This window comes from Microvirga guangxiensis (assembly GCF_900102135.1).
Taxonomy (GTDB): domain Bacteria; phylum Pseudomonadota; class Alphaproteobacteria; order Rhizobiales; family Beijerinckiaceae; genus Microvirga; species Microvirga guangxiensis.
In genome coordinates this window covers 58,752-84,003 of the sequence record NZ_FMVJ01000007.1, presented here as the reverse complement: position 1 = coordinate 84,003, position 25,252 = coordinate 58,752, and the positions used below count along the sequence as shown (strand labels likewise).

Below are 25,252 nucleotides of genomic sequence, written 5' to 3'. Positions count from 1 at the left end.
AAGGGGCAAATCGGCCCGCAACCTAGCCGCTCGGGAGCCGGATGCCAATTCTCCGGCCCCTTCCCTGGTGACATTGTTCGCGTTGACCCTATTTCCCCTCAAAGGCTACCTGAAACGACAAGAGATTCAGGCATTGCAGACGGCTGGGGAGGGCAATGATGGCGAACGGACCTACGGAAGGCATCCACACCGATTTCACGAAGGACATGAGCTACGGAGACTATCTCCAGCTCGACACGCTTCTCTCCGCCCAGCAGCCCCTGACGCAGGAGCATGACGAGCTGCTCTTCATCACCATCCATCAGGTGATGGAGCTGTGGCTCAAGCTCCTCAACCGTGAGCTCGACACCGCCCTCGCCCATCTGCGCGCCGACGAGCTGCAGCCTGCCTTCAAGTGCACGGCGCGCATCAACCGGATTCAGGAACAGCTGATCCAGGCCTGGACCGTGCTCTCCACCATGACGCCATCCGATTACCTGAGCTTCAGGCCTGCGCTTGGGCAGTCCTCGGGCTTCCAGTCCTGGCAGTACCGCCTCGTTGAGTTCAAGCTCGGAGCCAAGGACGAGCTCAAGATGGCGCCGCACCGCCATCGCGGCGACATCGCCGATCAATTGGAGGCCGCCTATCGCGCGCCCAGCCTTTACGACGAGGCGCTGCGTCTTCTCGCGCGGCGCGGATATGCCGTTCCTGAGGAAGTGCTCGCTCGCGACGTGACGCAGCCCTACACGGCGCATTCTGGCGTCGAAGCTGTGTGGGAGGACATCTATCGTCATTCCGGCGAGCATTTCGACCTCTACGAACTTGCGGAAGAGCTGGTCGATCTGGAGGATGCATTCCAGCAATGGCGCTTCCGTCACATGAAGACGGTGGAGCGCATCATCGGCATGCGGCGCGGCACCGGCGGCAGCACCGGCGTCACCTATCTTCGCAAGGCGCTGGAGCGCTACTTCTTTCCGGAACTCTGGTCCGTACGCGGCAATCTCTGACTTTCTCGAGGCGTTACATGCTCGATCTGCGTTCACACTTCTCCCGCTTTCTCAACGCCGCGCCGGAGCGCCTGCATTTCGCGGCCCACAGCCATCACCCCTGGCCGAATGTGACGCGCGAAGCGCATCTGCAGTCCTGGGACGACGCTGCGCGTCTCATCGACGACAAATGGGAGCATGTTCTCGGGCCCGTGCTCGACGAGTTCCGCGCGCATGTGGCGGGCCACCTCAACCTGCCTGATCCCGGCACCATCGCGGTTGCGCCCAACACGCATGAATTCCTCAAGCGGATCCTCTCCTGCTTTCCTATTGACCGGCCCATCCGCATCCTGACTTCGGACGGAGAGTTTCATTCCTTCACCAGACAAATCGCGCGCCTGGAGGAAGACAATGCCGTTTCCGTCACGCGCGTGCCGGTGGAGCCGCTTGCGAGCTTCGAGGATCGTTTCTGCTCGGCGGCCAACGACTCCTATGACCTCGTCTTCGTGAGCCAGGTGTTCTTCAACTCCGGTTTTGAAGCCGATGTGCGCAGGCTTGTGGAATCGGTGAGCAGTGATGCGATGGTTGTGATCGACGGCTATCATGGCTTCATGGCGCGGGCGACGGATCTCGCCACCATCGCGGACCGCGCCTTCTACATCGCAGGCGGCTACAAATACGCCATGGCAGGTGAAGGCGCCTGCTTCATGCATTGCCCGCCAGGATGGGGCCTGCGTCCCCGCGACACCGGCTGGTATGCCGCCTTCGGCAATCTCGCAAATGCGCAACAGGGACAGGTCGGATACAGCACGGACGGCTGGCGCTTCATGGGCTCGACCTTCGATCCATCTGGTCTCTACCGCTTCAACGCGGTCATGCGCTGGCTATCCCACGAGGGCATAACACCAGCCATCATCCATGCGCATGCCAAGGCGCTTCAGCAGCATTTCCTGCAGCACCTTGCCGATTGCCCCCTGCTCAACCAGGCCCGCCTCGTCGTGCCGCAGGATGAGATGCGCCGCGGCAATTTTCTTACCTTTGAGACACCGGAGGCGCAGAGTATTTATGCCAGCCTCAAACGTCAGCATGTGATCACAGACGTCAGAGGCAATCGCCTGCGGATCGGCTTCGGTCTCTACCAGACGCAAGAAGAAGTGGTCGAACTTAGCCGGCGCCTCACCGAGCTCAGCCCTTCAAGATCGGTTTCCGCAGCCTAGGCCAGCTTTTCCGTCCGGCCCGCAGCTTCATCGGCATGTGCGCAAGCGCACATGCTCACCATTGCCGGGTTATGACGACGCCCTAAGTCTTGAAACGTAATTACGTTTAACACCGCTGCAGGAATAACCTTCGCGGCCAAGAGGACTAGGAGCAGAGTTATGAATTTCCCGAAGGATGAAGCACCTCAAATATTATACCCGATTGCAGTCGATTTCCTCTCGATGGTGAGGAGCAGTGCCGCAATCGACAGCTCCCTTTTCGCGCCTCTGTCCGCGACAGTGACCTGGGAGGGGGATGCAGGTAACAATACACGCCGCGGCAGCGATGCAAAAGACATCATGTACGGCAGGGGTGGAGATGACAGTCTGTACGGAGAAGGTGGCGACGATATTCTCTACGGCGGCGAAGGGCAGGACTTCCTCAGTGGCGGCCAAGGAGCAGATATCCTTTATGGAGGCCTTCATAATGATGTCTACTATGCCGATGAAGACGATGGCATCTTCGAATACGAAGGCGGCGGAGTGGACACGGTATACGCCCGAACAAACATAACCGTCGGCGCTCACATCGAGGTCATCAGAGCATTTGATTCTAGCAAGGACATCAGTCTGTCCGTCACGCTCGATCATGTTGCTTCAAACATGCTGATAGGAGATTCCGGCAACAACAGACTGAGTGGAGGCTATGGTGACGATCATCTCATCGGCCAGCTCGGCGATGATACCTACATCATCCACGATGCAGGAGACATCATCGTGGAGCGCGCCGGTGAAGGCAATGACAAGCTCATCGCTTACGTCAGTTACACTCTTGATGCAGGAGTCGATGTCGAGACCCTGGAGATTGCTGCCTATAGCCATGACGTAACGCTCACAGGCAATGAATTGAAAAACACCCTCCGCGGCAATGCCTATGACAACACCCTCCTCGGAGGCGGCGGCGATGATACGCTGGAGGGCAAGGGCGCCAATGACACGCTCGATGGCGGCAGCGGGACGAATACAGCCGTGTATTCCGGTGCCAGTACTGATTACATCGTGACGAAGAATGCCAATGGCACATTCACCATTGCCGACAAGCGCCATGAGAAGGATGGGACGGATCTTCTGAAGAATATCAAGTTCGTCAAGTTCAGCGACAAGACGGTTGATCTTCAGCCCCCTCCCCCAGATCCGAAACCCGACCCTGTTGAACCGGGCCCTGTCACTCCAGGACCGGGCGGCACCCCTGGTACGCCGGCACCCGTGGAACCCACCCCTTCACAGAGCGGCCAGGTTCTGACCGGCACCAGGACCAAAAACACGCTGACGGGCGGCGCCGGTAACGACAAGATCAACGGCGGCTACGGCAACGACATCCTCACCGGCGGAACAGGGCAGGACGTATTCGTGTTCGATGCCAGGCTCGGCACGTCCAAAACCGATCGGAAAGTGAACTTCGACACGATCACCGACTTCTCCGTGGCGGACGATACAATCTGGCTCGACAACAAGGTGTTCAAGAAGCTCGGAAAGGGCTCCGAGGCGTCGCCGGTGCAACTGAACAGCAAGTATTTCAAGGTCGGCAAGGCCAAGGACAAGAACGACTACATTCTCTACGACAAGAAAACAGGCGTCCTGTCCTATGATGCCGACGGTTCAGGCTCCAAGTACACGCCGTTGGAATTCGCCAAGCTCGCAAAAAACCTCTCTCTCTCTGCCGCTGATTTCTGCGTCGTTTGAGCCTATCGTCTGAAAAAAGAAAGTTCCGACGCCGGTGGCGTCGGAACTTTTTCGCATCATTTCCGACATTGGCGCGCAGGCGGCTGCACGCATGCCGCCGCCTCGCGGGTGTAGGCAGCACCGAGCGGGAAAATGCCGCTAGTCTACTTCAAGTCCGCCTTCGGTTTGACATCGGGAGCACCGACGTTCTCTCTACATATATGCAGGTTGGTTCGTATGCATGAAGGATTACCATCCAGGAATGCGTTTGAGCGCCCTCGCTCAAACCGCCTGCCCCGCGCACCAGCCGGATGACCAGGCCCATTGGAAATTGTAGCCGCCGAGCCAGCCGGTCACGTCCACCACCTCGCCGATCATGTAGAGCCCGGGAACGGACTTGACCTCCATCGTCTTCGAGTCGAGCTCGCGCGTGTCGACGCCGCCGAGGGTTACTTCCGCGGTGCGGTAGCCCTCCGATCCCGCCGGCTTGAAGCGCCATTGGTTGACGGCCTCGTCGATGCGCCGCAGGTGCTTGTCGGAATAATCGGCGAGGTTTGCAGGGCCCTTTTCCGTCTCAGCGACCAGTTGCGCGAGCCGTTTGGGAAGAAACGCGGACAGTGCCGTCTGCAACGCCTGCCTGCCGTTTTGCGCACGCGCCGCGCGCAACTCCTCGAACAGGTTCACGCCCGGCAGCATGGACACGGCAATCTCCGCGCCCTCGCGCCAGTAAGACGATATCTGAAGGATGGACGGGCCGCTCAAGCCGCGATGTGTGAACAGCATGGCCTCGGCGAATTTCGTCTTGCCGCATGCAACGACCGCATCGACGGAGACTCCGGCGAGGGGCGTCAGCCGGTCCAGCATCACAGGTTCCAGCGTGAGCGGAACGAGGGCGGGCCGCGTCTCGACCACGTTCAGCCCGAATTGCTGGGCGAGATCGTAGCCGAAACCGGTGGCGCCCATCTTCGGGATGGATTTGCCGCCCGTTGCCACCACGAGCGAGCGACATTGAACGGCATCGCTCGAAAGCGCGAGACGGAAACCGTCTTCGTTCTTCTCCACCTGCGTGACGGAGGTCCTGAGGCGCAGCTCGGCGCCTGCCTGCTTCATCTCATTGAGGAGCAGATCGACGATCTGTCGTGACGAGCCGTCGCAGAACAGCTGGCCAAGCGTTTTCTCATGGTAAGCGATGCCGTAGCGCTCCACGAGAGCGATGAAATCCCGCTGCGTATAGCGCCGAAGGGCCGAGATGCAGAAGCTCGGGTTCTGGGAAATGTAGTTGGCGGGCGCGGCATGAAGGTTGGTGAAGTTGCACCGCCCTCCCCCGGAGATGCGGATCTTCTCGCCGGGCTTGTCGGCATGGTCGACGATCAGCACGGAGCGGCCGCGCTTTCCGGCCTCTGCCGCGCACATCATGCCTGCGGCGCCGGCGCCGATCACCACAACGTCGAACTGTTCCAAGAGCCCTATCCTGAAGAGATTCCGCAAAAAGCCGGCCTGTGCCGGACGCGGCCCGTTGGTAATGCACTTTCACTCAGCCGCGCAAGCTGGAGCACAGCCTTCAGCGCCAAAGCCACGTTTGGGAAGCCTGGGGAAGCGTGTTAAGGCCGGTGGCCCACTACGGCGTGATGACGGATCTCATGCAGCACTTTGCCGAATACAGCGCTCTTTTCGCAGCGGCATTCCTGTCCGCCACCATCTTCCCGTTTCAATCGGAGGCGGTGCTGTTCGGCATGCTCGTGGCCGAGCATTACACTTGGTGGCTGCTCATTCTCGTGGCGAGCGTCGGCAATATTCTCGGCTCCGTCGTGAACTGGTTCATTGGGCGCTTCTTCAGCCGCTTCGAGGGCCGCCGCTGGTTTCCGGTGAAGCGCGAGCAGATGATGAAGGCAGAGAAGTGGTATCACCGCTATGGACGATGGACGCTCCTGCTCAGCTGGGTTCCGATCATCGGCGACCCTCTCACGATCGTCGCGGGCGTGATGCGGGAGCCTTTGCCGATTTTCATCCTGCTCGTGGCCCTGGCCAAGACCGGCCGCTATCTCGCCGTCGGGGCGTTGAGCCTCGGCTGGATTTAAGGCCCCTGCAAGCTCGCCCAGAGCTCTTCCAGATGGCTCGGCTCGATCACCTCGCCGGATGCAGTCCGGATTACCGCATGCATGCCGGCTGGCGCCTCGTTGTTCATAGCCCAGTGGACGGCCTCCCGGAGAGTTGAAAACTCGATCACGTCGCTGCCGTGGGGCGGCGTGCTGCCCTTCGGTGTGGCCATCGGCTCGAATTGGAGGTGGGCTGTGGCATCCCAATCGGTATCCGGCACCATGATTTCGCCCTTTCTGGCTGCGTTGCGGGACCAACGCAGAGGGGGCTTGGCCGGTTCGGATCAGGCGAATTTCCAAGCTGAGCGATAATAAAATTGCGCGAAAACGCCGGCCTGGGATGCATTCTGCGCCTAAAGGCGGCAGCAAAAGCGCTTGCATGTCGCTTGATTTCGGCCGAACAAGGCACGCTTAGACTTTTGAAGACCGGGATAAACCGATGCCAGCCTATCGCTCTCGCACCACCACCCACGGCCGCAACATGGCGGGCGCTCGCGGCCTCTGGAGGGCCACGGGCATGAAGGATTCCGACTTCGGCAAGCCGATCATTGCCGTGGTCAACTCCTTCACCCAGTTCGTGCCGGGCCACGTCCACCTGAAGGACCTCGGCCAGCTGGTCGCCCGGGAAATCGAGAAGGCGGGCGGCGTCGCCAAGGAATTCAACACCATCGCGGTGGATGACGGCATCGCCATGGGCCATGACGGCATGCTCTACTCCCTGCCCTCGCGGGAGCTGATCGCCGATTCCGTAGAATACATGGTCAATGCCCATTGTGCCGACGCCATGGTCTGCATCTCCAACTGCGACAAGATCACCCCCGGCATGCTGATGGCCTCCTTGCGCCTCAACATCCCGACGGTCTTCGTGTCCGGCGGTCCCATGGAAGCAGGCAAGGTCGTGCTCAACGGCGTGACCAAGAAGCTCGATCTCGTGGACGCCATGGTGGCCGCTGCCGACGAAAACGTGGCGGATGAGGACATCAAAGTCATCGAACGCTCCGCCTGCCCCACCTGCGGCTCGTGCTCGGGCATGTTCACCGCCAATTCCATGAACTGCCTCACCGAGGCGCTCGGCCTCTCGCTGCCGGGCAACGGCTCGACGCTGGCGACCCACGCCGACCGCAAGCGCCTCTTCGTGGAAGCCGGCCACCTGATCGTCGACCTGGCCCGCCGCTACTACGAGCAGGACGACGTGAACGTGCTGCCGCGCTCGATTGCGAATTTCGCCGCCTTCGAGAACGCCATGACGCTGGACATCGCCATGGGCGGCTCGAGCAACACGGTGCTGCACCTGCTGGCCGCCGCCTACGAGGCGGAAGTCAACTTCACCATGGACGACATCGACCGCCTGTCGCGCCGCGTGCCGGTGCTGTGCAAGGTCGCGCCTGCCGTGGCGAACGTGCACATGGAAGACGTGCACCGCGCTGGCGGCATCATGGGCATTCTGGGCGAACTCGACCGCGCAGGCCTCCTCGACACCTCCGTGCCGACGGTTCATTCGGAAAGCATGAAGGCAGCCCTCGACCGCTGGGACGTGCGCCGCACCAACAGCCATTCGGTGCACGAGTTCTTCAGCGCCGCGCCCGGCGGCGTGCCGACGCAGACCGCGTTCAGCCAGGAAAGCCGTTATGACAGCGTGGACACGGACCGCGCTGGCGGTGTCATCCGCGACAAGGATCACGCCTTCTCGAAGGACGGCGGCCTCGCCGTGCTCTCCGGCAACCTCGCCCTCGACGGCTGCATCGTGAAGACGGCGGGCGTCGACGAAAGCATCCTCGTCTTCTCCGGCCCGGCCATCGTTTTCGAGAGCCAGGACGATGCGGTGAGCGGCATCCTCAACGGCAAGGTGAAAGCCGGCGACGTGGTCGTCATCCGCTACGAAGGTCCGCGCGGCGGGCCCGGCATGCAGGAGATGCTCTATCCCACCAGCTACCTGAAGTCGAAGGGCCTCGGCAAAGCCTGTGCCCTGATCACGGATGGCCGCTTCTCCGGTGGCACCTCGGGCCTGTCCATCGGTCACGCATCGCCGGAAGCGGCCGAAGGCGGCACCATCGGCCTCGTGCGCGACGGCGACCGGATCGAGATCGACATTCCGAACCGCAAGATCCATCTCGCTGTCGACGATGCCGAGCTGGAGCGCCGGCGTGAGGAGCAGAATGCCAAGGGCTGGCACCCTGCTCAGCCGCGCAAGCGCAAGGTATCTGCGGCTCTCAAGGCCTATGCGATGCTCGCCACCAGCGCCGCCAAGGGCGCTGTCCGGCAGATCTGATCTCTTTATTCGTTCTGTTTCTTCGAAGCCCCTGAAGTCATCTTCAGGGGCTTTTTCATGTCACTTCGACAGACCTGCGGCGTCGCGAGACTTGAACCAGAGAGAAGGCGTGGCTACGATTATAACATAATAACGTAATGATTCACGATACTGGGGCATTTTCCATGACGACAGGCGAGTCCATTTTCACGTGGGAAGGCATCAGCCTGCCCTCCTATTGGGGCGGCAATTTCCAATCCTCCGACGGCCTTTCCGCCATGGATCTGATCAAGGCCAATGGCGCCAACACCATCAGTCTGGTTCCGAACTTCTTCATGTCGAACCAGTACAGCAACGAGATGAAGCTCAACCTCAATCCCACGACGCCCTGGATGAGCGAGAGCGATACCTTCGCCCAAGTGAGGCAAGGCATCATGGATGCTGTCGCCAAGGGCTTGAACGTGGTGGTCAAGCCGCATGTGGAAACGGACAACCGCGTCTGGCGCGCCCTGATCGAGCCCACCGATCCTGACCTGTGGTTCGCTAACTACAAAGCCATGATGGTGGAATATGCCAAGGTCGCGCAGGAAGCAGGCGCGGCCATGTTCTGCATCGGCACCGAGATGCGCAGCATGACCGACCCCGACAAGGTCTGCCCCAGCGGCCGGACCTATACGGAGAAGTGGGAGGAGATCATCGATGCGGTGCGTGCCGTCTATTCCGGCAAGCTCACCTATGCCGCCACGGATGATGAAGCGCTGGCCATCGAGTTCTGGGACAAGCTCGACTACATCGGCGTCGATGCCTATTTCAGCATGGCCCCCGACGGTACCTACGATCCGACGCTGACCCAGCTGATCGATTCCTGGATCAAGCCGCCGGTGAACTGGAACTCGCAACAGGTGTACGGCACCACCTCGGTCGTCGACACATGGAAGCAGCTCTCGGAGAAATGGGGCAAGAAGGTCATCTTCACCGAGATCGGCTATGCCAGCTATGACGGCACCAATCTGAGCCCCGGCTGGCTTCGCGACACCCAGCCCGTGGACCTGGAGGAGCAGCAACTCGCTTACGAAGCCCTCTTCCATGTGATGCAGAACTACGGCGGCCAATGGCTCGATGGCGCATTGCTGTGGAGCTATCAGACCACCACGGATCCGCTCTATGTTCCGCCGACGGATTACACCACGCAAGGCAAGCCAGCCGATGCCGTCATCAAGGCAGGCTATTCGAGCCCGGAGCACGTGACCGGCATCACCTGGAACGGTACGGCGGAGGCGAACAGGATCGATGGCGGCTATCATAACGACACGTTGAACGGCAACGGTGGAAACGATGCGCTGTGGGGCGGCGCCGGCAATGACACCCTCAATGGAGGCGCAGGCAACGATCTGCTCGACGGCGCAACCGGCGCGAACACCGCCGTGTTCTCCGGCGTGATGGCCGATTACAGCATCACAAAGCTCGCCAACGGCGATTACCAGGTTTCAGACAAGGCGGCACGCGACGGAACGGATACATTGAAGAACATTCAATATATCCAATTCAGCGACCGGCAGGTCGTTGTCGCCGCACTCCCGGAACTCTCCATTAAGGCAAAGGATGCCATCAAGCTCGAGGGCAGCCATGGCAGCTGGACCGAGTTTACCTTCACGGTGACCCGTAGCAGCACCGATGGCAGCCCTACGGCTCGCTGGGAGCTAAGCGCTATCGATGATGACGATGTTGAAACGACATCTGGCACCGTAACGTTCAGCGGCAACTCGACTACGGCCACCATCACCGTGAAAATCAAGGCGGATCAGATTGCGGAGGGCAACCAGACTTTCGCGATCACTCTGACGGACTCGACGAACGCTGCGATCAAAGAGAAAGAGAGCAGCGCAACCGGACAAGTCATTGATGATGATTTGATCTACACGCCCGCTCTTAGCGAGCTTTCGATTGGTGAGAATGCGGCCATCGACGCTGTCGTCGGCACGTTTAGCCCAACCAATGTCCATGGCGTCGGTATCACGTACAGCATTGCCAGCGATGATACCTTCAAGATCGTGAACAATCAGCTCGTTGTGGCACGCGCGCTCGACTTCGAGAAAGCGGCTTCGCATAACGTCCGTGTGACCATGACGGACAGTCTGGGCGGCGTGACCAGCGAGACATTCATCATCAGTGTACGCGATGAAGTGGATATTGTGCGAGGCACCGCCCGCAAGGATAAGCTTGTAGGAACATCTGGCCCTGACAAGCTGTATGGCGGTAAAGGCAATGACCATCTGTGGGGCGGCACGGGCAAGGACACGTTCGTGTTCGATACGAGCCTGAACAGTCGCGCCAACAAGGACAAGATTGCCGACTGGAACTATAGGGACGACACAATTCATTTGGAGAACAAGGTCTTCAAGGCCCTCAAAAAGGCTGGTACGCTCAAGAAGAGCTTCTTCACCATCGGCGCGAACGCGAAGGACGCCAACGATTTCGTGGGCTACAACAAGAAGACTGGTGATTTGTGGTACGATTCTAACGGCAGCAAGGCAGGTGGGCAGGTTGTGTTCGCCAATATCGGCAAGAACAAGAAGATCGCCTACGACAGCTTCTTCATCATCTGAACTGACGTGAGTACCTTAAGCGAGAGCAGATCCGCTCTCGCTTAAGGTACATATTTTTCTTACGAGAAAACAATTTCTCTTTCTCTGGCATGAGCTTTCAGGCTTAAGGAGTTAAACTCCTTCCTGTACAAAGCACTAAGCGGCCTGTGCGATCGCCACGCGGTTGCGACCGCCTTGCTTGGCTTTGTAGAGAGCTTTGTCGGCCATGTGGATCAATTCGGCAGGGCCCGTGTGAGAGCGCCCGAAGGCAGGCGATTGGGTGACGCTGCCGATGCTGATCGTCAGGATGAAGGTCGGAGGGTTCGCCTCATGCGGCAACGCAAGTGCCTCGATACGCGCGCGGATCATCTCGGCGACATTCGCGGCTCCTGCCTCCTCCGAGCCCGGCAAGAGAACCACAATCTCCTCGCCGCCATACCGGGCGACGAAGTCACCAGGGCGGCTTACCGTTTCCGCAATGACTTTCGACACTTTGCGCAGGCATTCATCGCCCTGCTGATGGCCGTATAGATCGTTATAGGCTTTGAACTGGTCGACATCGATCAGGAGAAGCGAAAGAGGCGTTGCGTCGCGAGAGGCGCGGAGCCATTCGATTTCCAACCGGCTGTCGAAGGTGCGGCGGTTGGCCAGCCCTGTGAGACCATCCGTTGTTGCAAGCACAGCAAGTTCGGCTTCGGCCTGTTCTCGGCGCAGCAGCTCCCTGGCAAGCCTCCAGCCCAGTACGATAATGAGGCCGATGAGAACCGCAACACGCAGCGCGCGGATCTGAAACTCCAGCAGCCAGCTTCTCAAGGCTTCTTCCTGGCCCACGGCGGACAGAAGAACGACCGGGTAAACGTGATTTCGCTGATAGCCTGCAAGACGCAAGATGCCGTCGACCGGAGAGACGTAGGAACGCGATCCATAAGGGCTTCCGCTCAGCAGCCACCCGAAGCCTTCCGGTCGGAAACCGATGGCTTGATCGATATAAGGAGAGCGGGACAAGATCCTGCCGTCCATGGTGCTGAGCATGACGATGGAGCCTTCGGATCCCACATCGATGCGGCTGAAGAAATTCGCGAAATAGCGGGGCGGAATGCTGATCTGCACGACACCGCCGAAACTGCCGTCGGGCTTATTGAGACGCCGGGACAAGGTCAGCACCTTATCGCTCCCGATTGGATCCGGGATCATCGGCCCAAAGAACCATTTTCTGTCCGGCGAGGTGGCATGATGCTTGAAGAATGCCTGATCCTTGGCGTTCACCTTGGAATGGCCGGGCAGAGAGCTGCTCAGGACGAAGCCGTCCTCGCTGAAGACTGTCAGCGTCTTCAGAGCCTGCAATGTCTGAATACGCTCGGAGAAGAAGGTCTGCATCCCCACCATCTGGTCGGCCTCAGTTCCCTCCCGCTCGATCCTGTCAACGATATCGACCAGGATGGCGTCGGCCAGATTGAACGTATCCTCCGCATGCTGGGTCAGCGACTTGGCGAGATTGCGCATCTCGCTCTCGATCCGGCTGAACTCATCCTCACGCTCGGTCCAGTCTCTCCAGCCTTCGAGGCCGAGGATGAGCAGGCAGATCAATGCTACGAAGATCTTGAGCCATCGCGACGAGGAATAAGTTTTGCTCGGGGAGAAAACCATCTGCGCGGTTCTCCCTCAGGTCGCTGCAAACTTGAGACCGAGGATCCCGACGACGATCAGTCCGATGCAGCCAAGGCGTAGGGCGGTGGCTGGCTCACCGAAGAGAACAATACCGAGGATTGCCGTGCCTACGGTTCCAATGCCGGTCCAGACGGCATATCCGGTTCCGACAGGAAGGGTTTTGAGGGCAAGTCCCAGGAGGAGGACACTCGCCACCATGCTGATGGCTGTCAGGACCGACGGCATAAGCCGGGTGAAGCCCTCGGTATATTTGAGCCCAATGGCCCAACCGATTTCCAATAGACCTGCCAGTGTCAGATAAACCCACGCCATACAGGTCTCACGTCACCATTCGGTGACACCCCTTCCCGAGTGATAACGCGAGGCCCCCCAAGCGCATTCATCCTTATACAAGGCTACGGCATGCGCCTCAATAGAGGCCAAGGTTGCAGAATTGCCGAGAAAAGACCGAAGGAAGACCTTGCGCATGAAGCGAGTGCCCCGGTTATTCCGTGGGACGCGCCGAGGGGTTCAGGGACGCATAGGGGTTGAAGGGCTCGTAGATCTGGTGCTTCCACGCATCCCCGCAATTGATGCAGATGGAGCGGATCATATGATTGCTCTGCTCCAGGCGCCTGAGCAGCTTCTCCTGCCGCTTCAGGGCATCGTTCGCCTCGGTGTCGTAACCGGAGGGCCGCACCGTGATCTGCAGGCCTTGAGCCGCCGGTGCCGCTCCCTGGGCAAAGGCTGAACCCGTCAGGCCGGCCAGAATGGCAATGATCACGAAATGGCGCATCTGACTCTCCCGCAGCCGCTTTGAAACATGTTCGACTGGACTCCATGCAACTCTATTCCGTCAAGAGTGAAAAGCCCGATCGTGACCATAAGAAGCAGGTTTCACGAGATAGTTCTTGCTCCCACTGAAAAGAGGGATGGTTTGGGCAAGGACAACAGCTGAAGCGACCTAAGGGAACCTGGCGTTCGGTAGGCCAACGGATCTTTTGCATGGGCCCGACCTTCCGCTGTTTCAGGCTGCTGCAGCGCCAGGCCTAACCCGTGAAATGCCGTTACAGAACTTGGCAAAAAGTTCCGCCAGCTTATCAAGATTTTTTTCTTCACTGAAGAACAAAAACCCCTCCGTTTAGAGAGGTGGCGAGCATCGAGAGCTGCCTAGATGGCCATGCTTGAAGTAATCAAATGGGTCAGGTGTGAAGCCTATGTGCTGCATAAACGCTGTTGCAACCGCCTTCAATCGCTTTGGACATTCAAAGACCACAACGTCTTTCACCCATCTTGTCCGTCTGGTTCTGTTCAGCTCCGTATCCTCAATCATCTTTACGGAAACCGGTTATGCGGCCTGCGTTCAAACCGGAAATGACGTAGTTTGCTCCGGCAGTTCCGTCAGCAACGCCAAGCCATTGGCCCAGGTAATCGGCGGCGGCTCCATCCTCAATGAAGGGGATGCCGTTGTGAACGGGGATACCTACAGCGGCCTTCTGGGCCGAGGCGACACGATCACCATCACCAACAAAGGCACGATGACGACCGACGGCAACTCCACGGATGCGCTGGAGATTGTCGGCAACGACGGCATCATGATCAATGAAGGCCAGGTTCGCACGAGCGGAGCCTCAGCAGAAGCAATGCGTGCCGAAGGTCATCGAAATGTGCTGACCAACAACGGCATCATCCATACCGGAAGCGGCGCGTCGGCTTTCGGAATGTTCGCGAAAGGCAACGGCAATATTCTGATAAGCAGCGGCTCGATTCAAACGGAGGGATCCGGCTCCGAAGGAATGCGGGCGGATGGCGATGGGAACTCAGTGACCAATCGCGGCAGCATCAGAACGTCCGGCTCCGTGGGCAACGCCATGCGCGCCTATGGCAGCAACAACACGATCATCAATTCCGGCAGCGTCACCACTTTCGGCATTGAAGCGCGTGGGCTCAAGGTCGGCCTCGGGACGAATAATCTCATCATCAATCGTGGAACGATCCGCACCTCGGAAACGGATGCTTACGGCATATGGGTCTACAGCAAGGCGGGCGAGACCACCACGATCATCAATGAAGTCGGGGGTGTGATAGAAAGCGGAAAAGCCCAAACGTTCAGGTTCGACGACGGGGATGAGCGCATTGAAAACTTCGGCCGCATTTCCAATCTCAGCGGAGGTGCAGCGGCCGAACTCGGCGCCGGCAACGATACGTTCCTGATCGGCGCGACCTCCAACATTACCGGCTTCGTCGATGCAGGCGCAGGCGTGGATACTTTCACGCTGGGAGGCGCCGTCAACGCATCGTTCGATTCCGCCCTTATCGGCGCGGCTGCACAATACCGCAACTTCGAGAACTACGAGAAGGTCGGCACGTCGACCTGGACCGTCACCGGCACGAATGACAGCACCATGCCCTGGCATGTGCGCGAAGGCGGCCTGATGGTGACGGGGACCATGCGCGGCTCATCCATGATTGTCTATGATGGCGCAACACTCGGCGGCTCGGGCACCATCGGCGGCATCGATGCGCGCTCCGGAAGCACCTTGTCGCCGGGCATGAACGGCATCGGCTCGCTTGCGGTTACCGGCAATGTCCTCATCGCGAATGGTACAATCTACAAGATCGATCTCAATGCATCGCAAGAGAGCGACAGGATCGTAGCCGACGGCACGGCGCGTGTTCAGGGTGGCACCGTGCAGGTGAATGCATTGCCGGGGAACTACATTCCCGGCAGCCGCTGGACTATTCTCACGGCCAAAGGCGGCGTTACGGGCCAGTTCTCTGACGTGACGACGAACTTGGCGTTCTTCAGTCCCGTGCTGAGCAAGGACGGCAACAACATCTATCTCGTCCTCATGCGTCGCGAGCGCCCGCTCCCCAACAATCGCCCTGCGCCTCGCCCCTTCGATACGGTGACGGAGGACGAGCTTCCCTTCGTCCTCGATCAAACTTCCGGAGCGCCTATCGTCAGCGCCATGGGCACGATCCTGGTGCATGACGATCTCTTCAGGTCAGCAGTGCTTTGCCGCTTGCGGTGCTCGGAAGGCATTCCGAACTTAGTCGCTTCAGAGTTCGTCACAGCGGGATATGCTGTCGATCTGCCCGGACAGGCGGCGAACACCACGCGCATTCCGGTTTCCGTTCCGCAGACGACCCACGATTGGACCATGTGGGCCAAGGCCATCGGCTCCTGGGGCTCCACGGATGCCACGCCGACGTCCTATGCCTTGGAGCGCAGCACGGCTGGCCTCGTGTTCGGCGTCGACAGCGGGTTCGGCACGCCGTATCGCCTCGGGATCGCGGCAGGATATTTCTCGACGGATCTGGACTTCGCCGCACTCGCCTCAGGCGGCAATGTGGAGAGCATGCATATCGGCGTTTACGGTTCCGCCGCGTTCGGGGCGCTCAACCTGCGCGGTGGCGTAGCCTATGCCCATCATGAAGTGGATATGGTCCGCGACATCCGCTTCACGGGCTTCTCCGGCACCAATCGCTCCGACAGCTCCGTGGATTCGATCCAGGCATTCGGCGAGGTCGGCTATGAGATCATGCTCAGCGACCGGGTGATGCTGGAGCCTTTCGCGGGACTGGCGCATGTGCATGTGGCAGGCCGCGGCGTGTGGGAGGAAGGCTCCGAACTCGCAGTAACAGGCGACGTTCATTCCTTCGACACCACCTATTCGACCCTGGGCGCACGCCTCGTCGCCACCATGCCGACCAGCGCTGGCGCCATCACCTTCAAGGGGCTGCTCGGCTGGCGTCACGCCTTCGGCGACATCGTGCCGAAAGCCACGTTCTCTTATGTGGGCGACGGCCGCCCGTTCCCGGTCACAGGCGCCCCCATCGACCGGGACAGCCTCGTGGTCGAAGCCGGCCTGAACTGGGAAGTCGCGAAGAACGTGACGTTGAACGTGTCATATTCCGGCACCATGGGCCGGCGTGATCAGGAGCACACAGTCAGAGGCGGCCTCAACATCCGCTTCTGATCGGCAACAGAAATGAAGACGCGGATCTCCCATGGGAGATCCGCGTCTTTTCATGCGCATATCAGATGACGAAGAAATCGTTGAAGGCGATCTTCTTGTCCTTGCCGATATTGGCGAACACCACCTGGCCGCCCGCCTTGCTGCCGTTGGCGTCATACCAGAGATCGCCCGTCTTCTTGTTGTAGCCGACGAAGTCGTTCTTGTCCTTCGCCTTGTCGCCGAGCACGAACGAGCTTTTGCCGAGCTTTCCCGCCTTCAGCGCCGTGAACACCTGGTTCTCCAGATGGATCACGTCGTCCCGGGCCGACCAGTCCGCGATCTTGTCCTTGTTGGTTTTCTTGTTCAGCGGCGTGTTGAACACGAACACGTCCTTGCCCTTGCCGCCATAGAGCACGTCGTTGCCACCGCCGCCGTTGACGGTGTCATTTCCTGCGCCGCCTTTGATCGTGTTCTTGGCGTCGTTGCCGAGAATGCCGTTGGCGAGGCTGTTGCCCATCAAAGTGAGCGCTGCCGCGCCGGTGCCGACGAGGTTCTCGAGGTTCGAGGCAAGCGTGTAGCTGACCGCGCTGTAAACAAGGTCCGTGCCGCCGTTCTTGGCTTCGACGACCACGTCGCCCTTGCTGTCCACATGATAGATGTCGTTGCCTGATCCGCCGATCATGCGGTCGTTGCCGGTGCCGCCATTCAGCATGTCGTTGCCGTCGCCGCCATCCATCGTATCGTTGCCGCTCTCGCCGTACAGCCTGTCGTCGCCACCGAGTCCATTGATCACGTTATCGCTGCTGTTGGCCTCGATGGCGTTGTTGCCGGCATTGCCGGTCAGATACACGGCGTCGCCGCCTGCGATGATGTCCTCGATACCGTCATGCGCTACATAGTCTACGGTTGTGAGCACCACATCGTCACCGGAAGTGTCGATGATGACATCACCGGCGTCATCCACATGGTAGACGTCGTCGCCGGCGCCGCCCACCATCGTGTCGGCATCCGCTCCCCCATTCAGGATGTCCTTGCCCGCGCCACCGACAAGGCTATCGCGGCCAGGTGTGCCGTTGATCTGCTCGGGAGACACGTCGCCCACGGTGATGGTGAAGGTCTTTTGCGCACTCTGGCCCGCTTCGTCCGTGACCCGAATGGTGATGGTGTGAGAGGCCTGTGTCTCATAATCGAGCACGGCACCGTCGGCGACCTCAAGGTCATCGCCGTAGATGACGAAGCGCCCGTCCGTATCGCCCCAGGTGCCGTCGCTAAGAAGAATCTCGTAGGTCAGATAAGCATTTGGCTCACTGGCCGCCCAGAAACTGCCGATCTTCGTACCGCCCGCGGAGTTCTCAAGGATGGTTGTTCCATTCAGTTCGAGATCGGTCGGAGAGCCATTCGGTTCCGATGTTGTTGATGGCTCAATGGTGACTGCAACGGTAGCCTCTGCTATGCGCCCGCCTTTGTCCGCTACAATGACCTCAACGTAGTGCGTCTCGGAGATGTTCGGGTCGGGGGACAGATTGGTGTAGCTCAACGCGCTCAGCAGTTTCTCAATCCGCGCTGGCGTGGCCTTCTCGTTGAATGCTATGTTCAAATACCATCCACCATTATCCGATGCGAGATAGCCGATCTCGATGCCATCGATGATGACACCACTCAACCAGTTGTATCCGTCGGTCAGTTCGACTTCATTGGGTCTGGTCTGAATGCCGAGTTGAAACTCGCCGGATGAATAGCTTATGACTTCCAACCCATCCAAGGTAGGGTCATCGCTCGTGACCGTCGCATTCCCGCCAAGGTCGAGAAGAGCGGTTCCACCAGCCGAGGTCTTGACTGTATCTCCGTTGAGACCGCCGATTGTGGGAGCAGTATTGGTGCTTCTCTCGCCGCTTTCATCGAAGATCGTGTCGATGCCCCGATCATGCAACTCCTGGAGCTCCGCATCCGACAGAATGCCATGAGTGACAATTAGCTTGTCATCACTGGTTGAGCGCCCATCGATCAGCTTGACTTTGGCGATGTCCTCGACCGTGATAGTCGCGCCGTCTGAAATCAAATAGATATTCTCGACATTCTGGATTGTTATGCCCGTCAGGTCGATGGTGGTCCCCTCAATGAAGATACGGTCACCCCATTCCGAATGGTTCTCGCCACCATCGATGAGCTTCACATCCTGCAACTGATCTGCCCTGAGACTTATGCTGTCATCGGTGTCGGAACCTAGGATGGTCTCGACGCTGGTGAATTTACCGACGGTGTACAGGGAATGAATTCCGCCGTCAGTCAGTTTGAGAGTGTCGTTGCCTGCCCCACCATCGATCTCGTCAAGGGGGCTCAGCGCACCTGGTGCTGCGAGGATGCTGTCGTCATCGACAGTACCCGTCACAGCATCGACTCCCTCGGTCAAAACATATTCTGCACCGGCAACAAGGGTAACATCTGTTAAAGAGGTCGCCTCGGTTCCAGTGCCGACAAAGGTGTCACCGTCGGGGATCGAGGCACCGTTTGCGGCCACAAAGCTCGGGGAAAGCACAGGCTTGGCAATGAGCTTCTTTGAGGTAGGGACCTTCGGGAGCTTCGAGCTCTTGGACATCGAACAGAGACCTTTTAGCAGAGTAACCGGTTCTACCGGACAACAAGGCCTCTATTGATAACATTATTTTATATCATATCAACAAAATCTATGATCGCGCGCTCCTCAGTCTGCACCTTCTACAACTCAGCCTGAGGAGCCCTAAGGACTCAGAACACACATTCCGTAAAGGCAGGATTCACCGATCCGCCCCAAGCGCCATGATAGCGCTCCAGCAAACGCTCCGCTGACGTCCACCCTGAAAGAACGACCTTCTCGGCGTAGGCGAGGTGCTTCGTCTCGTCCTGCCCTGCCCCATCAAGACAGGCACGGCGCTTGAGGCCTTCGCGCGACAGCGCAACGGCATCGCGAGCGACATCCTGCACGAAGCGCCCTGCAATTGTTGCCTTCAAGGCAAGCTTCGGCACATCGGCGCGCAGCTGCTCCCGCTGTTCTGCGCTCCATCCTTTCACCAGTTCCCAGGCCCCGTCGAGCGCCGCCTCGTCGTAGAGCAATCCGGTCCAGAACGCGGAGAGCGCAACGATGTGCTCGATATTGCCCACATCGGCTCCGCGCATCTCGAGATAGCGCTTCAGGCGCACTTCAGGAAACAGCGTCGAGACATGGTTGGCCCAGTCGGAGCGCACGGCGCGCTCCCCCGGCAACTGCGAGAGCTTGCCCGCGAGAAGATCGCGGAACGAGGCGCCTGCCACATCATGATAGGTCTCGTCGCGCTTGACGAAATACATCGGCACATCGAGCGCCCAATCCACATAGCGCTCGTAGCCGAAACCATCCTCGAACGCGAAGGCCATCATGCCCGTGCGGTCCCTGTCCGTGTCGCGCCAGATCTCGGAGCGCATGGAGAGGAAACCGTTGGGCTTGCCGTCGGTGAATGGCGAGTTGGCGAAGATCGCCGTCGCGATGGGCTGCAGCGCCAGCGACACGCGCAGCTTCTTCACCATGTCCGCCTCGGACGCATAGTCCATGTTCACCTGCACGGTGGACGTGCGGTACATCATGTCGAGGCCCAAGCTGCCGACCTTCGGCATGTAGTTCGTCATGATGCCATAGCGCTTCTTGGGCATCACCGGCGTCTCGGCGCGCGTCCACAACGGGCTCATGCCCAGGGTGAGGAAATCGATGCCGAGTTTCTCGCCGACCGCCTTTGCGTCGGCGATGTGCTGCGCGGTTTCAGCGGCAGTCTCATGCAAAGTCTTCAGCGGCGCGCCGGAGAGCTCGAACTGTCCGCCGGGCTCCAGCGAGATTGCGCCGCCCTTCTCGTCGAAGAGACCGATGGGATGGTCGTCTTCCATGATGGGCGACCAGCCGGTGCGCTCCTGCAGACCCTCCAACAGCGCGCGAATGCCTTTGCCTCCGTCGTAGGGAACGGGACTGGTATCGGCCTTGTAGAAAGGAACCTTCTCGTGCTCGGTGCCCAACCGCCACGTCTCGCGCGGCTTCTCGCCTTCAGCGATCCACGCGACAAGCTCGGAACGCGCGCCAATGGGGGTCGTATCGGATACGTCCCGCGCCATACATCACCTCATCCAAAAAGCGCGTTCAAGGCGCGCCGACTCAGGTCGGGACTAGATAGGTGGATTAAGGCCAAGCTGCAATGATGCCTGGCCCCACATTTTGTGGGGCCAGTTGTAACATCCTAATGGCGAACGACCAGATCCCCAACCGTTTCCGCGGAGAGCCAGTCGACAACCCTGGCCAGGGCATCCCGGCTCGACAGGCCACGGCCGACGGCTTCGGTATAGAGAGTGAGCTGCCGGTCGGCGCTGGTGCCGCGGGCCACGATCCAGCGGGCGAGATCCACCTCGCGCTCGCAGCCGAGCTCCTTGGCATCGTCCTCGATCATGTCGAGAACCTCATCCAGCAATTCGCGAACGGGCTTGGCGCTGCGGGTCTTCTCGTCCACGAAGCTGCCGTGGATGCCATAACGCATGGCGCGCCAGCAGTTCTCGTCGTTGATGGCGCGGGATGCGCCGGTCTGCCCGGCATTGAGCTTGGTATCGAGGCTCAAACGGCGCACGAGGCAGCGATAGATGGCGGCAATGGCGATGGTGTCGTCCACTCGCGTGCAACTGTCGGCCACGCGCAGCTCGAGGGTCGGATGCTTCAGCGACGGCCGGATCACCCACCAGACATAGCTCGAATTCTCGATGGCGCGGGCCGCCACCAATGTATCGATGTAACGCTGATAATCCGCAGCGTCCTCGAACAGATCCGGGAGGCCGGTGCGCGGCAGCTCGCGATACGCGGCGAGACGGTAGCCGAGCAGGCCCGTGCGCTGCGCCTGCCAGAACGGCGACGAGGTGGAAAGCGCGAGCAGAAGCGGGAGATAAGGCTGAATGCGGTTCATGATATCGACGCGCGCGCCGAGATCGGGCACCTCCACATGCACATGCATGCCGCACAGAACCGTGCGGCTGCCGAGCATCTGAAGATCGTGCATCACCTTGCCGTAGCGCGGCTGAGCACTGGCGCGCACGCGTGACCAGACGGCGAGCGGATGCGTGCCGGACGCCATGATGGACAGGTTGTAGTCACGGGCGATCGCGCCCACCGAAGAGCGCATGCCCATGAGCTGCGACCGGGCCTCCGCGAAATCGACCATCGGCTTGGTCGCGATCTCGATCTGCGGCTCGAGCATCTCGGGCTGGATGTCATCCGAGAGCTGCTCCCGGCATGAGGTGAAGAACTCTTTGATTTTCCCCTTGGCCACATCCCGCTTGGCGGCATCGTTCACGAAGTATTCTTCCTCGATGCCGAACTTGAAATCCCAGCTCATTTCCCGGTTTCCTCTTGTTTTTCAGGAATGACCCTTGCGTGCTCGAAGGCAAGCCGGATGTCGCACCAAACTCGCTCCGAATAGGGCGTGAGTGGGGCGAACCGGCTTTAAACTGCTAAGCTTCTCAAGCTAGAGGCGATTTGGAAAAGTCCATCGTCGGATGGGGGCGTCAGTTCCAATCGCCGAGCACGGATTGAACGATTGCGAGGGCAGCCACAGCGGCTGTATCTGCTCGCAGGATGCGCGGTCCCAACGATACGCAAACACATCTTTCGTGGGCGGCGACAAGCGCTCTCTCCTGATCGGTAAACCCCCCTTCGGGGCCCACGATAACGGCAACGCCTGATCCTTTGTTCCCAAGCTTGGCAAGAGCTTCGACCGGGTTTGCAACGGCCGCATCCTCGTCGCAGAACACAAGGACGCGATCTTTCTCCAAGCCTTTGAGAAACCGTTCTAAATTTTCCTCATCCCGCACCTCAGGAATCGTGATGACCCCGCATTGCTCCGCTGCCTCGATGGCATTGCTGCGCATACGCTCCAGGTTCACCCGCGTGCTCTGCGTCCGGCGGGTGATGACGGGCTGGAGAACCCCTGCCCCCATCTCCACGGCCTTCTGGACCATGTAATCCAGCCGGGCATGCTTGAGGGGCGCGAACGCATAGATCAGGTCAGGCCGCGCCTCTTGGGGGCGGGTTTGTTCAACACAGACGAGATCCGCGGATTTGCGCCCCTCCACGGAGATTTCGGCTCGCCACTCCCCATCCTGCCCGTTGAAGATCAGCACGCTCTCCCCATCCTTCAGGCGCAGGACGTTCAGCAGATAATTGGCCTGTGCACGGTCGAGAGCGATCCTCGCGTTCTTTTGAAGCTGAGAATCGACGCAGAGGCGGGGAGCATTGAAATCGTAACCGGCCATGGGACCCCTGAGAGATTGACCCTTGAGCTTTAGCAACTTCCTCCGGTCTTGGGGAAGAGACCGGCGCTTTGCGCTAACCTGCCGTTCAGGTGCGCCATGGCACAGCTTGGGCCCAGGCGACCAATCGCCCCTTGGCCTTAAGGGCTTTTACCTGTTAACAGAGCACAGGCTGGCGAGACGTCGCTGGCTTTTTGAAGGGTTTTTGCCATGACGCACATCCGTTTGACCTTGATGGCCACGCTTGCCGCCGTCGGCATTTTCGCATCCGCTCCTGCCTCCGCGCAGTCGAGCGCCTGTCAGGAAGGTCAGAAGATCCTGGTCGAGCGCCAGAGCATCGTCAAGCAGGTCTCCGAACTCATGGGTGGAGGCAAGAAGAAGCAGGTCGATCCCCGCGCCGCCTGCACCGTCTTTGGCAAGCTCGTCACGAACGGGGATGCCGGCCTGAAATGGATGTCGACCAACAAGGATTGGTGCCAGGTTCCCGATCAGGTGGTCCAGGGCTTCGAGCAGGATCACAAGCGTGCCCAGACCTTCAGGTCCCAGGCCTGCGGTGCTGCGGCGAAGATGGCCGCGGCTGAAAAGCGCGCCAAGCAGCAGGCTGAGCAGGGCGGCGGTCCTCGCTTGGGCGGCGGCCTGACCGGCACGCTGAGCGTTCCGAAAGGCGCCCTCTAAGCAGAAGGTCCCTTAAGTGATGGAGCGTCCTGCGGCGTCATCCCTTCCCGATGCCGTACGCGGCCATTGGGCCGACCGGTGGGCACCGGTGGGCCTGCGCCCTTATTTGCGCCTGGCACGGATCGAGCGGCCTATCGGCTGGTGGCTGCTGCTGCTCCCCTGCTGGTGGTCGACGGCTCTTGCCGCCCTCGCGAAGGGGCAGCCTTGGCCCGACCCGCTCCATTGCGTCCTCTTCCTGATCGGCGCGGTCGCCATGCGAGGGGCCGGCTGCACCTATAACGACATCGTCGACCGCGACCTCGACATCCGCGTCGAGCGCACCCGCCAGCGCCCCCTGCCCTCTGGCCAGGTCAGCCTGAAAGGGGCGCTCGCCTTCCTCGGGCTTCAGGCTCTCATCGGCCTTCTGGTTCTTCTGCAGTTCAACGGTTTCGCTATCGCGACCGGTTTCGGATCGCTTGGCGTCGTTGCGCTCTATCCCTTCATGAAGCGCTTCTTCTGGATGCCGCAGATCGTGCTGGGACTCGCCTTCTCCTGGGGCGCCCTGATGGGCTGGGCCGCTGTTTTCGACTCCTTAAGCCTCGCCCCGGTTCTGCTCTACTTCGCCAGCGTCGCCTGGGTCGTGGGCTACGACACCATCTACGCCCTGCAGGATATCGAGGACGACGAGATCGCCGGCATCAAATCCTCCGCCCGCTTCTTCGGCGAGCGGGTCAAGATGGGCGTGGGCCTCTGCTATGTCCTGACCATCGCTCTCATGGCCGCGGCCTTTCGTCAGGCGGATGTGGGCATCGTCTCCTTTATCGGCCTCGGTATTTTCGCCCTGCATCTCGGCTGGCAGGTAACCCGGCTCGACCGCTCCGACGGCGCAGGCGCCCTGCGGCTTTTCCGCTCGAACCGGGATGCCGGGCTGATCCTGTTCGCGGCCATGATCGTCGATGCCCTGATCTGAGCGGCGCAATCTTCTTGAGAAGAAACAAGGTTTCTTCAACGCCCTCCCTGGCATCCGCCGCCGATCTCTCCCATCTTGAAACCGATGTTCTCTCCGTCAGACGATTCCTTGTCATCCCTGTCCGCTGCCGTCCGCGATGCCGCGCGCCGGGCCGGCGCTCTGGCCCTCCCCTATTTCCGCGCGGGCAAGCAGACAGCAGCCCGGCTCTGGTACAAGGGGCAGAGTTCCCCAGTCACGGAAGCCGACATCGCTCTCGACACCTTTCTGAAGGACCATCTCACGGGGCTTCTTCCCGAGGCCGGATGGCTGTCGGAGGAAACGGCGGACGACCCCGCGCGCTTGGACCGCAGCCATGTGTGGGTAGTCGACCCGATCGACGGCACCCGGGCCTTCGCTTCTGGACATCCGGACTGGGCTGTTTCCATCGCCCTCGTATGTGAGGGCTCTCCGGTGCTGGGCGTCCTCCTTGCCCCCATTCACGACCGCCTCTACGAGGCCGTTCTCGGCGGCGGTGCCTGGTGCAATGGAGAAAGGCTCCAGCTATCGGAAATGGCCCCTTCCGCCCCAGCCCGCGTGGCCGGGCCCAAGCCGCTGGTTGACCGGTTTGCGGACAATTTCAGCCCCATCGAGCGCTTGCCCAAGGTGCCCTCCCTGGCGCTCAGGCTCGCCCGAGTGGCGGAGGGCTCCATCGATGTCGGACTCGTTTCCCACAATTCACAGGACTGGGACATCGCCGCAGCTGATCTCATCCTGCGGGAGGCCGGAGGGATTTTGACCGATTTGTCAGGAGCGCCCCCGACTTACAACAAACCTCATCCACGCCATGGTGAGATGATTGCCGTTGCGTCACGGTTGCATCCTCGTGCTATTGGAGCCATGAGGACCTGAACAAGGTTGGCCTCGCAGCAAAAACCCAAAT

19 protein-coding genes are annotated in these 25,252 nt (G+C 60.1%); 10 read left to right on the top strand and 9 right to left on the bottom strand.

Annotated features, from left to right (window positions below; all coding sequences use genetic code 11):
- Positions 1 to 158: 158 nt before the first annotated feature.
- The 3 genes from kynA (at position 159) to BLP10_RS13275 (ending at position 3,904) form a co-directional block, all read left to right on the top strand.
- Positions 159 to 986: a tryptophan 2,3-dioxygenase gene (kynA, locus tag BLP10_RS13285; protein ID WP_210183620.1), complete on the top strand. Its 828-nt coding sequence runs from the start codon at positions 159 to 161 to the stop codon at positions 984 to 986.
- A 17-nt stretch (positions 987 to 1,003) separates the two neighbouring features.
- Positions 1,004 to 2,182, top strand: coding sequence for an aminotransferase class V-fold PLP-dependent enzyme (locus BLP10_RS13280; RefSeq protein WP_091135254.1), 1,179 nt, complete (start codon positions 1,004 to 1,006; stop codon positions 2,180 to 2,182).
- A gap of 279 nt (positions 2,183 to 2,461) precedes the next feature.
- Complete coding sequence (locus BLP10_RS13275; RefSeq protein ID WP_175493905.1) at positions 2,462 to 3,904, top strand: calcium-binding protein; 1,443 nt, start codon at positions 2,462 to 2,464, stop codon at positions 3,902 to 3,904.
- A 261-nt stretch (positions 3,905 to 4,165) separates the two neighbouring features.
- On the opposite strand, the gene BLP10_RS13270 is transcribed toward BLP10_RS13275, so the two are convergent.
- Positions 4,166 to 5,344 carry a BaiN/RdsA family NAD(P)/FAD-dependent oxidoreductase gene (locus BLP10_RS13270; RefSeq protein WP_091135251.1) on the bottom strand — a complete coding sequence of 393 codons (1,179 nt, stop codon included), beginning with the start codon at positions 5,342 to 5,344 and terminating at the stop codon, positions 4,166 to 4,168.
- A gap of 179 nt (positions 5,345 to 5,523) precedes the next feature.
- On the opposite strand from BLP10_RS13270, the gene BLP10_RS13265 reads away from it, so the two are divergent.
- Complete coding sequence (locus tag BLP10_RS13265) at positions 5,524 to 5,961, top strand: YqaA family protein (protein WP_091135546.1); 438 nt, start codon at positions 5,524 to 5,526, stop codon at positions 5,959 to 5,961.
- Here the strand turns inward: BLP10_RS13265 and BLP10_RS13260 are convergent.
- Positions 5,958 to 6,203, bottom strand: a complete 246-nt coding sequence (locus BLP10_RS13260; RefSeq protein WP_091135249.1) for a hypothetical protein — start codon at positions 6,201 to 6,203, stop codon at positions 5,958 to 5,960. The genes BLP10_RS13265 and BLP10_RS13260 overlap by 4 nt on opposite strands.
- 215 nt (positions 6,204 to 6,418) lie before the next feature.
- Here BLP10_RS13260 and ilvD point away from each other — a divergent pair, with 215 nt between their 5' ends.
- Together ilvD and BLP10_RS23855 are read left to right on the top strand one after the other, a co-directional pair.
- Positions 6,419 to 8,248 carry a dihydroxy-acid dehydratase gene (gene ilvD, locus BLP10_RS13255; RefSeq protein WP_091135247.1) on the top strand — a complete coding sequence of 610 codons (1,830 nt, stop codon included), beginning with the start codon at positions 6,419 to 6,421 and terminating at the stop codon, positions 8,246 to 8,248.
- 164 nt (positions 8,249 to 8,412) lie between these two features.
- Complete coding sequence (locus BLP10_RS23855; protein WP_280141106.1) at positions 8,413 to 10,833, top strand: glycoside hydrolase family 113; 2,421 nt, start codon at positions 8,413 to 8,415, stop codon at positions 10,831 to 10,833.
- Positions 10,834 to 10,968: 135 nt separating this feature from the next.
- On the opposite strand, the gene BLP10_RS23850 is transcribed toward BLP10_RS23855, so the two are convergent.
- From BLP10_RS23850 to BLP10_RS13235, 3 genes are all read right to left on the bottom strand, one after another.
- Positions 10,969 to 12,459, bottom strand: a complete 1,491-nt coding sequence (locus BLP10_RS23850; RefSeq protein WP_091135242.1) for a GGDEF domain-containing protein — start codon at positions 12,457 to 12,459, stop codon at positions 10,969 to 10,971.
- Between the two features lie 15 nt (positions 12,460 to 12,474).
- Entirely contained in the window at positions 12,475 to 12,792 is a 318-nt protein-coding gene (gene sugE / locus BLP10_RS13240; RefSeq protein ID WP_091135240.1) for a quaternary ammonium compound efflux SMR transporter SugE, read from the bottom strand.
- Positions 12,793 to 12,964: 172 nt separating this feature from the next.
- Positions 12,965 to 13,255 carry a hypothetical protein gene (locus BLP10_RS13235; RefSeq protein WP_091135238.1) on the bottom strand — a complete coding sequence of 97 codons (291 nt, stop codon included), beginning with the start codon at positions 13,253 to 13,255 and terminating at the stop codon, positions 12,965 to 12,967.
- 622 nt (positions 13,256 to 13,877) lie between these two features.
- Here BLP10_RS13235 and BLP10_RS13230 point away from each other — a divergent pair.
- Positions 13,878 to 16,442, top strand: a complete 2,565-nt coding sequence (locus BLP10_RS13230; RefSeq protein WP_175493904.1) for an autotransporter family protein — start codon at positions 13,878 to 13,880, stop codon at positions 16,440 to 16,442.
- A gap of 61 nt (positions 16,443 to 16,503) precedes the next feature.
- On the opposite strand, the gene BLP10_RS13225 is transcribed toward BLP10_RS13230, so the two are convergent.
- The 4 genes from BLP10_RS13225 to BLP10_RS13210 all read right to left on the bottom strand — a co-directional run bounded on the left by BLP10_RS13225 (position 16,504) and on the right by BLP10_RS13210 (position 22,712).
- A complete protein-coding gene (locus BLP10_RS13225) occupies positions 16,504 to 18,810 on the bottom strand; it encodes a hypothetical protein (RefSeq protein WP_175493903.1) in 2,307 nt (768 codons plus the stop codon).
- A 356-nt stretch (positions 18,811 to 19,166) separates the two neighbouring features.
- On the bottom strand, positions 19,167 to 20,534 hold the full coding sequence (locus BLP10_RS13220; RefSeq protein WP_091135232.1) for a glutamate--cysteine ligase: 1,368 nt from the start codon (positions 20,532 to 20,534) through the stop codon (positions 19,167 to 19,169).
- Positions 20,535 to 20,656: 122 nt separating this feature from the next.
- Positions 20,657 to 21,796, bottom strand: coding sequence for a carboxylate-amine ligase (locus BLP10_RS13215; RefSeq protein ID WP_091135230.1), 1,140 nt, complete (start codon positions 21,794 to 21,796; stop codon positions 20,657 to 20,659).
- Positions 21,797 to 21,965: 169 nt separating this feature from the next.
- Entirely contained in the window at positions 21,966 to 22,712 is a 747-nt protein-coding gene (locus BLP10_RS13210; protein WP_091135228.1) for a 16S rRNA (uracil(1498)-N(3))-methyltransferase, read from the bottom strand.
- Positions 22,713 to 22,919: 207 nt separating this feature from the next.
- Here BLP10_RS13210 and BLP10_RS13205 point away from each other — a divergent pair, with 207 nt between their 5' ends.
- The 3 genes from BLP10_RS13205 to BLP10_RS13195 all read left to right on the top strand — a co-directional run bounded on the left by BLP10_RS13205 (position 22,920) and on the right by BLP10_RS13195 (position 25,221).
- Positions 22,920 to 23,384 carry a hypothetical protein gene (locus tag BLP10_RS13205; protein ID WP_091135226.1) on the top strand — a complete coding sequence of 155 codons (465 nt, stop codon included), beginning with the start codon at positions 22,920 to 22,922 and terminating at the stop codon, positions 23,382 to 23,384.
- A 19-nt stretch (positions 23,385 to 23,403) separates the two neighbouring features.
- A complete protein-coding gene (ubiA, locus tag BLP10_RS13200; RefSeq protein ID WP_091135225.1) occupies positions 23,404 to 24,333 on the top strand; it encodes a 4-hydroxybenzoate octaprenyltransferase in 930 nt (309 codons plus the stop codon).
- An 84-nt stretch (positions 24,334 to 24,417) separates the two neighbouring features.
- Entirely contained in the window at positions 24,418 to 25,221 is an 804-nt protein-coding gene (locus BLP10_RS13195; protein ID WP_091135223.1) for an inositol monophosphatase family protein, read from the top strand.
- The last annotated feature ends 31 nt before the right edge of the window (positions 25,222 to 25,252 follow it).

Excerpts from the sequence above, each read along its gene's own strand:
- kynA (WP_210183620.1), top strand. The coding sequence starts at position 159 with ATGGCGAACGGACCTACGGAAGGCATCCACACCGATTTCACGAAGGAC.
- BLP10_RS13280 (WP_091135254.1), top strand. The coding sequence starts at position 1,004 with ATGCTCGATCTGCGTTCACACTTCTCCCGCTTTCTCAACGCCGCGCCG.
- BLP10_RS13265 (WP_091135546.1), top strand. The coding sequence starts at position 5,524 with ATGCAGCACTTTGCCGAATACAGCGCTCTTTTCGCAGCGGCATTCCTG.
- BLP10_RS13260 (WP_091135249.1), bottom strand. The coding sequence starts at position 6,203 with ATGGTGCCGGATACCGATTGGGATGCCACAGCCCACCTCCAATTCGAG.
- ilvD (WP_091135247.1), top strand. The coding sequence starts at position 6,419 with ATGCCAGCCTATCGCTCTCGCACCACCACCCACGGCCGCAACATGGCG.
- BLP10_RS23855 (WP_280141106.1), top strand. The coding sequence starts at position 8,413 with ATGACGACAGGCGAGTCCATTTTCACGTGGGAAGGCATCAGCCTGCCC.
- BLP10_RS23850 (WP_091135242.1), bottom strand. The coding sequence starts at position 12,459 with ATGGTTTTCTCCCCGAGCAAAACTTATTCCTCGTCGCGATGGCTCAAG.
- sugE (WP_091135240.1), bottom strand. The coding sequence starts at position 12,792 with ATGGCGTGGGTTTATCTGACACTGGCAGGTCTATTGGAAATCGGTTGG.
- BLP10_RS13235 (WP_091135238.1), bottom strand. The coding sequence starts at position 13,255 with ATGCGCCATTTCGTGATCATTGCCATTCTGGCCGGCCTGACGGGTTCA.
- BLP10_RS13220 (WP_091135232.1), bottom strand. The coding sequence starts at position 20,534 with ATGGCGCGGGACGTATCCGATACGACCCCCATTGGCGCGCGTTCCGAG.
- BLP10_RS13215 (WP_091135230.1), bottom strand. The coding sequence starts at position 21,796 with ATGAGCTGGGATTTCAAGTTCGGCATCGAGGAAGAATACTTCGTGAAC.
- BLP10_RS13210 (WP_091135228.1), bottom strand. The coding sequence starts at position 22,712 with ATGGCCGGTTACGATTTCAATGCTCCCCGCCTCTGCGTCGATTCTCAG.
- BLP10_RS13205 (WP_091135226.1), top strand. The coding sequence starts at position 22,920 with ATGACGCACATCCGTTTGACCTTGATGGCCACGCTTGCCGCCGTCGGC.
- ubiA (WP_091135225.1), top strand. The coding sequence starts at position 23,404 with ATGGAGCGTCCTGCGGCGTCATCCCTTCCCGATGCCGTACGCGGCCAT.
- BLP10_RS13195 (WP_091135223.1), top strand. The coding sequence starts at position 24,418 with ATGTTCTCTCCGTCAGACGATTCCTTGTCATCCCTGTCCGCTGCCGTC.